Source organism: Ferrovibrio terrae, from assembly GCF_943372915.1.
GTDB classification, from domain to species: Bacteria; Pseudomonadota; Alphaproteobacteria; order Ferrovibrionales; family Ferrovibrionaceae; genus Ferrovibrio; species Ferrovibrio terrae_A.
The window spans coordinates 19,073-32,224 of sequence record NZ_CALSAN010000002.1 but is presented as its reverse complement, the minus strand read 5'-3'; the positions used below and the strand labels follow the sequence as shown (position 1 = coordinate 32,224).

Genomic DNA, 13,152 nt, shown 5'->3' with positions numbered 1-13,152 from the left:
CGTCTCCTTACTTGGCGTAGCGTTTGGTGATGAAGGGAAGGGTGGCAACCTTGGCCGGCAAGGCCTTGCCGCGCACCATCAGCGTGAGCGGCGTGCCGGGCTTGGCATAGTCGGTGGCGACATAGCCCATGGCGACCGGCGCATCGACACTTGGGCCGAAACCGCCCGAGGTGATCACGCCGATCTTCTCGTTTTTCTCGTTGAAGACTTCGGTGCCTTCGCGGGCTGGCGCACGGCCTTCGGGCTGGATGCCGACACGCTTGCGCGTCACGCCGTCCTTGAGCTGTTTCTGCACAGTAGCCGCGCCCGGGAAACCACCTTCTTCGCGGCGGCGCTTGGAGATCGTCCAGTTCAGGCCGGCCTCGATGGGCGAGGTGGTGGTGTCGATGTCGTGGCCGTAGAGGCAGAGCCCGGCTTCCAGGCGCAAACTGTCGCGTGCACCCAGGCCGATCGGCTTCACTTCCGGCTGGCTCAGGAGCCAGCGGGCGAAGTCTTCCGCCTCATCGGCTTTCAGTGAAATCTCGAAGCCGTCCTCGCCGGTGTAGCCCGAGCGTGTGACGAAAGCCTCGTATTTGCCGAGCGCCAGCGTGGCACCCATGCCGAAGCTCATCGCCGGCATCACCGAATTCAGCCGCGACAGCACAGCGACGGCGGCCGGGCCCTGCAGGGCCAGCAATGCGCGGTCTTCCAGGTATTCGACCTCGACGTCCTTCAGATGGGCACGCATATGGGCGATATCCTGCTCCTTGCAGGCGGCATTGACGATCACGAACAGGTCGCGGTCGCGCTTGTTCACCATCAGGTCATCGAGGATGCCTGCGCTGTCGTTGGTGAAGACCGTGTAGCGCATCTTGCCGACATCGAGGGCGACGAGATCGCCGGGCACCAGAGCTTCCAGTGCCCTGGCCGGATCGGCGCCGGTCAGTCGCACCTGGCCCATATGCGAGACGTCGAACAGGCCGGCGGCGGCGCGGGTATGCTTGTGCTCGGTCAGGATGCCGGCCGGATACTGCACCGGCATTTCATAGCCGGCGAAGGGCACCATGCGGGCGCCCAGCTCTTTGTGCAGGGCATTGAGAGGCGTGATTTTGAGAGTTTCGGCCGTATCGCCCAAGCGAGGTTCCCTTGCAGACAGAGTCAGAGTCGAAGCGGCGGATGGTTTCGCCGTTCGCCCCCTCTGTCCGGGAACCTGAGAGATTCGGAAGGAAACGATCCTTCCTTACTCCTTCGGTGGGACCGGGGTTGGACTCCCGATCCGCTTTCCAGAGTGTCGCCAGTCCGGTCGGTCCGTTGGCCTGAGAGTTTCCGGGGCGGTTGCTCCTTCGGCGCGTCCTGCCCGTATGAAACCCGGGCTAGACGGCTCTCCCGCCAGACTGCTTGCGACGCCGCGAGAATAGGCGGCGCTATATATTAGTCAATGATATTCCCGGTGACCTTGCGGAAGCTCGAAAACACCACGATTGACAATGCTTTAGGGGTGGTTAGGGTTATCCACAGCAAAGGGGTTTTCCGGGCGCGGAGCGCGACTCGGCGACTCGATAAAAAATGGAGGAAACCGCCATGAACCCGTTCTTCGTCGAGCAGATGGCGATGTATTCGGCCTATCACCGCGATGCGCGCAATCGCGCCACGCATTTTGTCGGCATTCCTTCCATCGTGTTTGCCCTGTTCATTCCGCTGCACTGGGTGACGCTGTTCACGCTCTGGGGCGGTGAAACCGTGATCACGCTGGCGACTCTGCTGTGGTTCGGCACCGGCATGTTTTACATCTGGCTGGACCGTCGCATCGGCAGCCTGATGATGCTGCTGTCCTTCGGGCTGCTGCAGCTGGCTGAACAGGTCTCCATGATGGACGTCACCACCGGCTGGATTGCCTTCGCCGGCTTTTTTGTCGGCGGCTGGGTGTTCCAGCTGGTTGGCCATGTCTTCGAGGGCCGCCGCCCGGCGCTGGCCGACAATCTGCTGCAGGCGCTGATCGGTCCGATGTTCCTGGTGGCCGAAACCGTCTTCGCGCTGGGTCAGCAGAAAGACCTGCATGATGCGGTTGAAGCGCGCTGGAAGAATTACTCGGTCGGCGCAATGCGCGAGCGCGCGGCGGCATAAGCTGCTGCGGTCTTCGCCATGAAGACAGCGTGAAGCCGGCGATGACACTATCTTTTTGACGGCAATTTTCCTTCAATCATGGCCGGCTTGGATTCTGTCCTGGCCGGCCATCCACATTTAAGGGCCTTGGCATGACGCAACGCTGGAAGAACCGGCCCGAAGGGTCGAACTGGGGCGAGTTTGGCGCTGATGACCGCATCGGCCGCGTCAACTGGATCACGGCGGAGAAGGTGAAGCAGGGGATCGCCGAAGTGCGCGATGGCCGCACCTTCTGTCTATCGCTGCCGCTGGAATATCCCGGCGGCAATCTGCTCAATCCGCGCCGGTTCCCGCCCCAGCTGTTTGCCGTGGTGCGCGAGGGCAAGCCAAACATGGCGCTGCCCCTGTCGCTGTACGATCCGAAAGTGACTGATGTTTCGAGCGACGATGCCGCCCTGCTGTATCTGCAGTATTCCACGCAATGGGACAGTTTTGCCCATATCGGCTCGATGTTCGATGCCGATGGCGATGGCCAGCCCGAGCGTGTGTTCTACAACGGCTGGCGCGGCGGCAGCGATGTGCCGGATGTCGAGGATCGTGGTGTCGGCGAACCGCGGCTGGAGCGTTTCCCGTCGAAGGGCACTGAAGCGCTGGGCATCCATAATTTCGCCAAGCACGGCCTGCAGGGCCGTGGCGTGCTGGTCAACCTGAAGGACGAGGTTGGCGAGACGCGCACCTGGATCGGTTATGATCTGCTCATGACCGCAATGGAAAAGCAGAAGGTCAGTGTCGAGCAGGGCGACATGCTCTGCTTCTACACCGGCTTTGGCGATGTGCTGCTGTCCATGGGGCGCAAGCCCGATCATCACCGGCTGGAGAATTCCTGCGCCGTACTGGATGGCCGCGATGCAAGGTTACGCAACTGGATCACCGATTCAAAAGTCAGTTGTCTGATTGCGGACAACTATGCGGTCGAAGGCCTGCCGGCCAAAGCGGTGGAAGGCAGCCATGCCATGCTGCCACTGCATGAGCATTGTCTGTTCAAGCTCGGCGTGCCGCTAGGCGAACTGTGGTATCTCTCCGAACTCGCCGCCTATCTGAAGGAGCACAAGCGCAATCGCTTCCTGCTCACCGCGCCGCCGCTGCGCCTGACCGGTGCGGTCGGTTCGCCGGCCTCTCCCATCGCCACTGTTTAACCGCTTTATCCTCAGGAGTTTTCCATGAACGGCGCCGAAAGCCTGGTCCGAACGCTTGTCTCTTCCGGCGTTGATGTCTGTTTTGCCAATCCCGGCACCTCGGAAATGCATTTCGTCGCCGCCCTGGATCGCGTGCCGGGGGTGCGTTGTGTACTCGGCTTGTTTGAAGGCGTGGTGACCGGTGCCGCCGACGGCTACTGGCGCCTGTCGGGTAATCCGGCGGCGACATTGCTGCATCTTGGTCCCGGCCTCGCCAATGGCGTTGCCAATCTGCACAACGCGCGCAAGGCCAGCTCGGGCGTGGTCAACGTGATCGGCGAGCATGCCACCCATCACCTGCAATATGATGCACCGCTCACCGCCGATATCGAGGGCATCGCCCGTCCGGTCTCGCATTGGATCGGCCGCGCCAATACCGCCGGCGAGGTTGCCGGTCTCGGCGCCCAGGCCGTGGCCGCAGCGCGCAGCAACAATGGCCAGATCGCCAGCCTGATCCTGCCGGCCGATACCGCCTGGAACGATGCGCCGCAGGGCGAGGCCAAGCCGGTCGCAGTAGCGGCCCGGGCCAGAGCGGACGAGGCGCAGGTCAAGGCTGCGGCGGCAGCACTTAAAAAAGCCGGCCCGAAGGGGATGCTGATCCTGGGCGGTATCGCGTTGCACCGGCAGGGCCTGCAACTGGCGTCGCGCATTGCGGCTGCTACTGGCTGCCGCCTGTCGAATAACGGTTTCAGCGCCCGCATCGAGCGCGGTGGCGGGCTGCCCAGCGTGGGCCGCATTCCCTTCGTGGTCGATCTGGCACTCAAATATCTGGCCGATGTGCAGGAGATCGCGCTGGTGGGCGCCAAGCGGCCGGTGGCCTTCTTCGCCTATCCGGGCAAGCCCAGCATCCTGACGCCCGATGGCTGCAACATCACCTCCGTGCTCGATGTCGAAGGCGATCTGATCGATGCGCTGGAGCGGCTGGCCGATGCGGTCGGTGCGCCAAAAAGCGTGCTGGCCTACAATTCCGGCCTCGCGCGGCCCGCCCTGCCAGAGGGCGCGCCGAATTTCGAAAAGATTGCCGCCGCAGTTTCTGCCCTGCTGCCCGACAACGCTGTGGTGGTGGATGAGTCCGTCACTTCGGGCCGTGGCATCTTTGCTGCAGCCGAAGCCTGCGGGCCGCATGACTGGCTCAACAACATGGGTGGTTCAATCGGCTACAGCCTGCCGGTAGCGGTCGGCGCGGCGATTGCGGCACCCGATCGCAAGATCGTCGCCCTGACTGGTGATGGCAGCGCCTTCTATACCCTGCAGGCGCTGTGGACCATGGCGCGCGAGCAGCTCAACGTGACCATGGTGATCTTTGCCAACCGGTCTTATGCCATCCTGCGCAACGAGCTGGCCAATGTCGGTGCCGCCAATCCGGGCCCGCGGGCGATCGACATGCTGACGCTGGATCGCCCGGATCCGGATTGGGTCGCCCTGGCCAAGGGCCATGGCGTTCCGGCCGTTCGGGTCGATGAAATGGGCGACTTCAGCCGCGCTTTTGCCGCCGCGCTTGAGACTCGGGGGCCACAACTCGTTGAGCTGGTGTTCTGATTGCACCACTAGCTTTAGTAGAGGTACCCTGACCAAGTGCTAAAGTCTTGATAACACTTGGCGGTTTTTCGCGATTCCGTTTGCAGCTTAGCTGGAAATTTGACAATCATTATGTGCGATATCCCTGAAGCAGCGGGCGGGTCAGGTCCGCTGCCGGTCCCGATCACCGAAGGGATATGCCTTGCTTAAGCCCCCCCACCGGGCAGGCGCCGTCCTTTGTTACCGGGGACGGCGTTTTAACCAGATGAATTCAGCCGCTGCCGCAGAACGACAGCAGCCAAAGCACAGATTAGGTGTGACAGCCGAGTTCGTGCGACAACAGAAAGTGTGAGCGCCATGTCCATGCCAGCCACCGTTTCCGCGTCTTCCGTGCCCGCGACCACCGACAAGGCGGGCGCGATTGCCGGCGGTAGCCAGGAAGTGCTGACCTTCACCATCGGCGACCAGAATTACGGCCTCGATCTGCTCAGCGTGCGCGAAATCCGCGCCTGGACCGATGTGACGCCATTGCCCAATACGCCCCCCTTCGTGCGCGGCGTGATCAATCTGCGCGGTGCCGTGGTGCCGATCTTCGACCTGCGCGTTCGCCTCGGCGGCGGAGTCACCCAGCCGACCAGCGCCAATGTCGTGATCGTTGTCGAGATCGGCAGCGAGTCTGTGGGCCTGCTGGTCGATACCGTGTCGGATATTCTGGCTCTGGATGCCTCAGCGCTGCAGCCGGTGCCGGCTACGGCAGCCGATGAGGAGCATACCTTCCTCAGTGCGCTGGCCACCCATGAAGAGCGCATGGTAGCCCTGATCGACGTCAATCGATTGTTCAACCGCGGCGTACCCGCTCTGCCGGCTGCCGCGGCTTGATCGGCAGCTGAATTATCAGGTCATCGCACCCTTCGGAGGAAATGCCGAAGGGTGTTTTTGTTTTGGTGGAAACACAGTCGAAGGTTGATATCGCGATGTTTAAATCCTTGCGACTTCAAGGTCGCTTGATTGTTTGCGCTGCAGCTGTCGCAATTTTGGCCGTTATTGCATCGGTGGTTCCATCTCTACTTGTGATGGATGGCTTGGTGGACCGCGCTGAGAGACGCGAGTTGCAGAGCTATTATGAAAACGTCATGGCCTCGGTGCATGCGGAGGCTGCCAAGGCCACCGCGCTCAGCACGCTTGTGGCCAACATCCCCGATGCCCAGGCCGCCATGGCGCAAGGTGACCGCGACCGTCTGGCCAAGCTCTTTGTACCCGCCTTCCAGCCTCTCAAGGACCACCATGGCGCGGTGCAGATGCAGTTCCACACCCCGCCGGCAACGTCCTTCCTTCGCGTACATCGGCCGGATCGCTTCGGCGACGATCTCTCGTCTTTCCGCCACACTGTTGTTGCCACCAATAATGCTCGCAAGCCCACGCAGGGGCTCGAATTCGGCCTTGATGGCCTCGGCGTGCGCGGCATCGTGCCGGTGATGCATGAAGGCAAGCATATTGGCTCCTTCGAGCTAGGCATGTCGTTTGGTCAGTTCTTCTTCGACAGTTTCAAAAAGCGTTATGGTGCCGATGTCGCCCTGTTCGTGCAGGACAAGGACGGCATGAAACGCTTTGCCGGCACATTCGAGGACGCTGCGCTGACGCAGCCCGACGATCTCCAGGCTGCTCTGAAAGGCGAAACCGTGGTGCGACGCGCCAACACTGCTGCGGGGCCGCGCACGGTGCTGGTTGGCGCCGTACGGGATTATTCTGACAAGCCATTCGGTTCGGTCGTAATCGCCATAGACAGCAGCGACTATGTCTCGACGGTCAACCGTGCCCAGTTGATTGCCTTCGGCGCGGGTGTTGTTGCTCTGCTGATCGGCATTCTCATGGCATGGCTGATCGGTCGTAATATTTCACGTCCGATCGATACCATCACCGGCATGATGAACCGCCTGTCTGGTGGCGACCTGTCTGTGGCGTTGCCGTATCAGGAGCGGCATGATGAAGTCGGAGAGATGGCGCGTGCTGTTGCGGTGTTCAAGCGCAATGCCGAAGAGAAGATCGTCCTTGAGCGCCAGCAAGATGAGGAAAGGGCGCGCTTCGCCGTCGAGCGGGAAGCCCAGGAGCAGCGTTTCGAGCAGGCGATCGGCCAAGTCGTGGCTGCCGCAGCCGAAGGCGATCTGTCGCGCCGTGTTGAACTGAACGGGCTTAGCGGCGTGATGCAGCGCGTCGGTCAGTCCGTCAATGATATGATTGCCCGCACGAATGCCGTGACCGGCCAATTGGCTGAGGTGACCGGGGCATTGAGTGGCGGTGATCTGACCAAGCGGGTCGGCGGCGATTATCATGGTGTGTTCGGCCGTTTGAAGGATAGTGCCAACGGCATGGCCGAACGCCTGCGCGACTTCGCCATGCGACTGGCCGAGAATGCCGAAGCGGTGAAAACTGCTTCGGCCGAGATCTCCAGCGGCAGCCAGGATCTGGCCAGCCGCACGGAATCGCAGGCGGCTTCGATCGAGGAAACCGCAGCCTCGATGCATGAGATCACCACTACGGTGCGGCACAATGCCGACAATGCCCAGGCCGCCAACCAGCTGGCGACCGCTGCCAGGGACACGGCAGAGAAGGGCGGTGCCGTGGTGGGCGATGCCGTGGCCGCGGTCACCCAGATCGAGGAAAGCGCCCAGAAGATCAGCGACATTGTTGGCCTGATCGACGAGATCGCCTTCCAGACCAACCTGCTGGCCCTGAATGCCAGTGTCGAGGCTGCCCGGGCCGGCGATGCCGGCAAGGGCTTTGCGGTGGTGGCGCAGGAGGTGCGTGCGCTGGCGCAACGTTCGGCCAACGCTTCGAAGGATATCAAGGCGCTGATCAGTGCCTCCAATGCCCAGGTCAAAACCGGTGCGGCGCTGGTCAACCAGACCGGCGCCTCGCTCAGCGAGATCGTCAGTGCGATCAAGAAGGTGTCGGATATCGTCGCCGAGATCGCCGCCGCATCCCGTGAGCAGGCCACCGGGCTGGACCAGGTCAACACCGCCGTGGGCAGCATGGATGAAATGACCCAGCGCAATGGTGCGCTGGTGGAGCAGACATCTGCCTCGGCCCAGGCGCTCGCCAACCAGGCGTCGGAACTGGCCACGCTGGTGCGCTTCTTCAAGCTCGGCAACCAGCCGGCGGTGGCCGTAAAGCCTATGCCGGCAGTTCCAGTGGCCCCCAAACCCGCTGCCGCAGCGCCAACTGTTGTTGCGGCGCCAAAGCCTGTCAGGGCTGCCGCGCCCAAGCCGTCGGGGGTGAAACTGGAATCCAAGCCGGCGGCGCCCGCCCCCAAGCCTGCACCGGCTAAGCCGTCGGATGACGACTGGCAGGAGTTCTGACGTCGTCCGTATGCGGCGGGCCGCCGGAATCAGGCTTTGAACAGATTATCAGTATGCAATTAAACTAAAACGTGTACGACGCAAGTTGTACGCGGTGGTAAAATCGCTGCGTGCTGCCAGACTTCCCACAGGTGTATGATTGGTAACCTGAGCAAGATCAATCTGTTGTGTATGAATGCAACAGTTGGTCACGGCAAGCTTAGGTTCATGGGAGGGCAGAATGTCATTTGCATCCACTCTGAAAATCGGGCCGCGGGTACTCGCGGTCGTTGCACTGCTGGCCATCGCCGCCGCGGCGATCGGGACCATGGGCGTGGTCTCACTCGACCGCTTCGAACGCCAGACTGAAGTGATGGAGAACATCGCCAAGCAGACCCAGTATGGCGAGCGACTGAATGCACTGGTCTATGCCGTGGTGATGGACTCGCGCGGTGTCTACATGTCGGCCGACACCAACGCCGCAAAGCCCTTTGCCGCTGGCATCATGCGGTTCACCGCCGAAATTGAAACTGTGTTGAAGGACTGGACGGCGTTGATCGGGCCGCAGGCGGCCGCAGGCGACGAAGCCAAGCAGTTCATCGCCCAGGTCAACCAGTTCGTCCAGTTCCGTCGCGAGCTGGCGCGGCTTGGCAGTGATGTGGATACCAAGCAGGCGCGCGAATATGGCGATAACGACGCCAACCGCTCCAACCGCCAGGCGGTCAACCGTCTGATCGACGGCGTTACCAAGCGCAATGCCGAGCGCGTGATTGAGGTCAGCAACGGTCTGACCGAGTATTACAACGCCCAACGCCCCCTGCTGATCACCACCACGGTGGCAGCCATCACCATTTCGGTGCTGTTGGCGCTCTATATCGTCATCGCTACCCTGACCCGGCCGATCAGCCGCATCACCGGCGTGATGAACACGCTGGCCACCGGCAATACCGGCATCGCCATCACCGGCAGCGAACGCCGCGACGAGATCGGCGAGATGGCCAAGGCGGTGCAGGTCTTTAAGGACAGCATGATTGCCCGCGAAGAGGCGGAGGCCCAGATCGCCGAACAGCGTGAAGAGGCCGAACGGCGCCGGGCCGAACGCGAGATACGCGAAAAGGCGGCGGGCGAGGAAATCGCCGCCCTGGTCAACAAGGTCGCCGGTGGCGATCTGACGGGCCGCATCAACGAAAGCGGCAAGGATGGCTTCTTCCTCTCCACCAGCCAGGAACTGAACCGGCTGGCGGCAACGCTGCAGACCATGGCCGGTGAACTGGCTGAGGTGATGGGTGCCATGGCCGAAGGCGATGTGACCCGCAGTGTGCGCGGCGAATATCACGGCGTGTTCGGCCAGCTCAAATCCAGTGCCAATGGCATGGCCGAGCGGCTGCGCGAATTTGCCGGCCGACTGACCACGACCACCCTTTCGGTCAAGACAGCCGCTGGCGAGATCACCGACAGCAGTCAGGATCTGGCGCAGCGGACCGAAGCACAGGCGGCCGCCATCGAGGAGACTGCCGCCTCGATGCATGAAGTCACCACCACCGTGAAGCAGAATGCCGATAATGCCCAGGCCGCCAACCAGCTGGCCGTCGCGGCACGCGACACGGCGGAGAAGGGCGGCAGCGTCGTGGCCGATGCGGTGGCTGCGGTCAGCCGGATCGAAGGCAGCGCGCAGAAGATTTCCGACATCGTCGGCCTGATCGACGAGATTGCCTTCCAGACCAACCTGCTGGCCCTGAACGCGAGCGTCGAGGCCGCGAGAGCGGGCGAGGCTGGCAAGGGTTTCGCCGTGGTGGCGCAGGAAGTGCGTGCGCTGGCGCAGCGCTCGGCCAATGCCTCAAAAGACATCAAGGCGCTGATCACGGACTCGAATGCGCAGGTCAAGACCGGCGCGGCACTGGTGAACCAGACCGGTGGTTCACTCACCGAGATCGTCTCCGCGATCAAGAAGGTGAGCGATATCGTGGCCGAGATCGCGGCTGCCAGCCGCGAGCAGGCCACCGGCCTCGACCAGATCAACACCGCCGTCGGCAGCATGGACGAAATGACCCAGCGCAATGCCGCCCTGGTGGAAGAAAGCACGGCGGCGGCGCAGACCCTGAACAACCAGGCGGTCCAGCTCGCCGAACTGGTTGGCTTCTTCAAGGTCGAGGGCGGTTCGGTCTCGATGGCTGCAGCATCCTCGCCCGCTGCGGCACCGCGTCCGCAGGCGCCATCACGCCCGGCACCGGCTGCGGCGAAGGCCCCGCCACCCCGGCCCAAGGCCGCGGCTGCGCCGGCGCCCAAACCGGCGCCTGCTGCTGCGGCCTCGAACGATCAGGATTGGCAGGAATTCTAGAGGCTTAGGGCCTGCCACAAGGGCCGGATTTCCGGCGGGTTTTACGGTTGACAGGCCGCAGACCCGCCGGTATGGTCCGGCCCACTTTTCCGCCGGGCGGGTTAAGGCTGCGTCCGGTTTTTTATTGCTCCTGAGGTCAGTGTCATGAAGGTCGTGAATTCCCTGAAGTCGGCCAAGGGCCGTCATCGCGATTGCCGCGTCGTGCGCCGCAAGGGCCGCGTCTACGTGATCAACAAGACCAACCCGCGCTTCAAGGCGCGCCAGGGTTAAGCAGATCGAGGGCTAAGGCCTTCGCATTGCTAGGTTTTAAACGGCCCGGTTGCTCTGCAGCCGGGCCGTTTTCTTTGATCTTGACGACGACGGCGATTTGCGGGATTTGTCAGACAAGCTGACAAATAAGAGCCATGCCGAGTCCCATCCCGCCCCTCGATCCCACCCTGACCGAACTGCCGCGCGCCACCGGCCTCAGCGCCATGCTGGCCGGCCGCCTCGCAGCTTCGATTCGGGCCGGTGAGTTCCAGCCCGGCGACCGGCTGCCGACCGAGAAGCAGCTGGTCGAACGCTACGCCGTCAGCCGCGCCGTGGTGCGCGAGGCGATTGCCCGGCTCAAGACCGATGGCTTCGTCGAGACCCGCCAGGGCGCCGGCGCCTTCGTGGCGCTGAAGCCCGGCCTCGCCAATTTCCGCATCGCTGAGCCCGGCCTGCTGGATGCTGCCGATCTGGCCCATGTCTTCGAGCTGCGCGGCGTGGTCGAGGTCGGCATGGCCGAACTGGCGGCGGAGCGGCGTTCGGCGGCTGACCTCGCCGCGCTGAACGCTGCCTTCGCCCGCATGGAGCAGGCGCTGCAGAGCGATGAGAACGGTGCCGCCGCCGATGACAGCTTCCATGCCGCGGTGGCGACGGCGGCGCATAATCCCTATCTGGCGCAATTCGCCGCGTTCCTCGCGCAGCATTTCTCCGCCACCCGTGCGCTGACCTGGCAGCCGGCGGCGCGCCGCAGCGGCGGAACGGCAGCCGCCCAGGCCGAACACCGCGCCCTGCTGGATGCCATCACCCGCGGCGATGCCCAGGCCGCCGGCGCTGCCGCGCGCCGCCATATTGCCCAGGCCGCCGGCCGCTATCGCGCCGCCGACTGCAAACCCAAAGGATGACGCCATGCTGATGCCGGCGCCGGAACAGGACATCATCGCCCAGCGGCTCGACCTGATCGCCGCCCTGCGTGCCATCGTGCCGGGCGAGGGCGTGATCGCCGACGAGACCAGCTTGCGCGCGTTTGAATGCGACGGCCTCACGGCCTATCGCCAGCTGCCGCTGGTCGCCGTGCTGCCCAGCACCGTGCAGCAGGTGTCAGACGTCATGAAGCTGTGCAACGAACGCGGCGTGAAGATCGTGCCGCGCGGCGCCGGAACTTCGCTGTCGGGTGGCGCATTGCCGCTGGCCGACGGCGTGCTGCTGGGGCTGGGGAAGTTCAACAAGGTGCTCGACATCGACTGGGACAACCGCTGCGCCGTGGTGCAGCCCGGTGTCACCAATCTCGGCATCACCCGCGCGGTCGAGCATCGCGGCTTCTACTATGCGCCTGATCCTTCCAGCCAGATCGCCTGCACCATCGGCGGCAATGTGGCGGAGAATTCCGGCGGCGTGCATTGCCTGAAATACGGCCTCACCACCAACAACATTCTCGGCGTCGAGATGGTGCTAATGAACGGCGATGTTGTGCGGCTCGGCGGCAAGCATCTGGATGCCGAGGGCTATGACCTGATGGGCATCATCTGCGGTTCGGAAGGTCTGCTCGGCGTCATCACCGAAGTCACCGTGCGCATCCTGCCCAAACCGACCACCCAGCGCGCTGTGCTGGCCGGCTTCCCAACCTCTGAATCAGCCGGCGACTGCGTGGCGAAAATCATCGCCGCCGGCATCATTCCGGGCGGCATGGAAATGATGGACCGGCCGGCGATCCATGCGGCGGAAGACTTCGTCCATGCCGGCTATCCGCGCGACGTCGAGGCGCTGCTCATCATCGAGCTGGATGGTCCGCCGGCCGAGGTTGACGATCTGCTCGCCCGGGTGAAGGTGATCGCGGAGCAGTGTGGATCGGTATCGCTGCGCGTGTCGCAGAGTGAAGACGAGCGCCTCAGCTTCTGGGCCGGGCGCAAGGCGGCGTTTCCCGCCGTTGGCCGCATCTCGCCGGATTACCTCTGCATGGACGGCACCATTCCGCGCAAGACCCTGCCGCTGGTGCTCACCCGCATGGGCCAGCTATCGGAAAAATACGGCCTGCGCGTCGCCAATGTTTTCCATGCCGGTGATGGCAACCTGCATCCGCTGATCCTCTACGATGCCAACAATCCGGGAGAGCTGGAGCGTGCCGAGGAATTCGGCGCCGATATCCTGCGGCTCTGCGTCGAGGTCGGCGGCGTGCTGACCGGCGAGCATGGCGTCGGCGTCGAAAAACGCGACCTGATGCCGGCGATGTTCACCGAGGCCGACCTGGCGCAGCAGATGCGCGTCAAATGCGCCTTCGACCCCAATCACCGCCTCAACCCGGGCAAGGTGTTCCCCGTGCTGCATCGCTGCGCCGAACTCGGCCGCATGCATGTGCACAAGGGCCAGCTCGCTTTCCCCGACCTGCCGCGATTCTGAG

Annotated in this window: 10 protein-coding genes and 1 riboswitch; of the genes, 9 read left to right on the top strand and 1 reads right to left on the bottom strand. The window is 63.3% G+C overall.

Annotated elements, in window-relative coordinates; genetic code table 11:
• Window positions 1-7: 7 nt before the first annotated feature.
• On the bottom strand, window positions 8-1,114 hold the full coding sequence (gene gcvT, locus AAG821_RS01615) for a glycine cleavage system aminomethyltransferase GcvT (protein ID WP_341914912.1): 1,107 nt from the start codon (window positions 1,112-1,114) through the stop codon (window positions 8-10).
• A gap of 53 nt (window positions 1,115-1,167) precedes the next feature.
• Window positions 1,168-1,276: riboswitch (glycine riboswitch) on the bottom strand.
• Between the two features lie 284 nt (window positions 1,277-1,560).
• Here gcvT and AAG821_RS01610 point away from each other — a divergent pair.
• From AAG821_RS01610 to AAG821_RS01570, 9 genes are all read left to right on the top strand, one after another.
• Complete coding sequence (locus AAG821_RS01610; RefSeq protein ID WP_341914910.1) at window positions 1,561-2,103, top strand: Mpo1-like protein; 543 nt, start codon at window positions 1,561-1,563, stop codon at window positions 2,101-2,103.
• 131 nt (window positions 2,104-2,234) lie between these two features.
• The gene (locus AAG821_RS01605) at window positions 2,235-3,278 is read left to right on the top strand and encodes a cyclase family protein (RefSeq protein ID WP_341914908.1); all 1,044 of its coding nucleotides are present in this window, start codon (window positions 2,235-2,237) and stop codon (window positions 3,276-3,278) included.
• 24 nt (window positions 3,279-3,302) lie between these two features.
• Entirely contained in the window at window positions 3,303-4,856 is a 1,554-nt protein-coding gene (locus AAG821_RS01600; protein ID WP_341914907.1) for an acetolactate synthase large subunit, read from the top strand.
• A gap of 336 nt (window positions 4,857-5,192) precedes the next feature.
• Window positions 5,193-5,714 (top strand): chemotaxis protein CheW, encoded by a 522-nt coding sequence (locus AAG821_RS01595; protein ID WP_341898896.1) that lies wholly within the window; start codon window positions 5,193-5,195, stop codon window positions 5,712-5,714.
• A 206-nt stretch (window positions 5,715-5,920) separates the two neighbouring features.
• Window positions 5,921-8,191: a methyl-accepting chemotaxis protein gene (locus tag AAG821_RS01590; RefSeq protein WP_341914905.1), complete on the top strand. Its 2,271-nt coding sequence runs from the start codon at window positions 5,921-5,923 to the stop codon at window positions 8,189-8,191.
• A gap of 220 nt (window positions 8,192-8,411) precedes the next feature.
• On the top strand, window positions 8,412-10,508 hold the full coding sequence (locus AAG821_RS01585) for a methyl-accepting chemotaxis protein (RefSeq protein ID WP_341914903.1): 2,097 nt from the start codon (window positions 8,412-8,414) through the stop codon (window positions 10,506-10,508).
• 144 nt (window positions 10,509-10,652) lie between these two features.
• On the top strand, window positions 10,653-10,778 hold the full coding sequence (gene ykgO / locus AAG821_RS01580; RefSeq protein ID WP_144066828.1) for a type B 50S ribosomal protein L36: 126 nt from the start codon (window positions 10,653-10,655) through the stop codon (window positions 10,776-10,778).
• Between the two features lie 134 nt (window positions 10,779-10,912).
• Window positions 10,913-11,659: a FadR/GntR family transcriptional regulator gene (locus tag AAG821_RS01575; RefSeq protein WP_341914901.1), complete on the top strand. Its 747-nt coding sequence runs from the start codon at window positions 10,913-10,915 to the stop codon at window positions 11,657-11,659.
• Window positions 11,660-11,663: 4 nt separating this feature from the next.
• On the top strand, window positions 11,664-13,151 hold the full coding sequence (locus tag AAG821_RS01570; protein WP_341914900.1) for an FAD-linked oxidase C-terminal domain-containing protein: 1,488 nt from the start codon (window positions 11,664-11,666) through the stop codon (window positions 13,149-13,151).
• Window position 13,152 lies beyond the last annotated feature (1 nt).

Coding starts and splice junctions, on each gene's coding strand:
- AAG821_RS01610 (WP_341914910.1), top strand. CDS start 1,561: ATGAACCCGTTCTTCGTCGAGCAGATGGCGATGTATTCGGCCTATCAC.
- AAG821_RS01605 (WP_341914908.1), top strand. CDS start 2,235: ATGACGCAACGCTGGAAGAACCGGCCCGAAGGGTCGAACTGGGGCGAG.
- AAG821_RS01600 (WP_341914907.1), top strand. CDS start 3,303: ATGAACGGCGCCGAAAGCCTGGTCCGAACGCTTGTCTCTTCCGGCGTT.
- AAG821_RS01595 (WP_341898896.1), top strand. CDS start 5,193: ATGTCCATGCCAGCCACCGTTTCCGCGTCTTCCGTGCCCGCGACCACC.
- AAG821_RS01585 (WP_341914903.1), top strand. CDS start 8,412: ATGTCATTTGCATCCACTCTGAAAATCGGGCCGCGGGTACTCGCGGTC.
- ykgO (WP_144066828.1), top strand. CDS start 10,653: ATGAAGGTCGTGAATTCCCTGAAGTCGGCCAAGGGCCGTCATCGCGAT.
- AAG821_RS01575 (WP_341914901.1), top strand. CDS start 10,913: ATGCCGAGTCCCATCCCGCCCCTCGATCCCACCCTGACCGAACTGCCG.
- AAG821_RS01570 (WP_341914900.1), top strand. CDS start 11,664: ATGCTGATGCCGGCGCCGGAACAGGACATCATCGCCCAGCGGCTCGAC.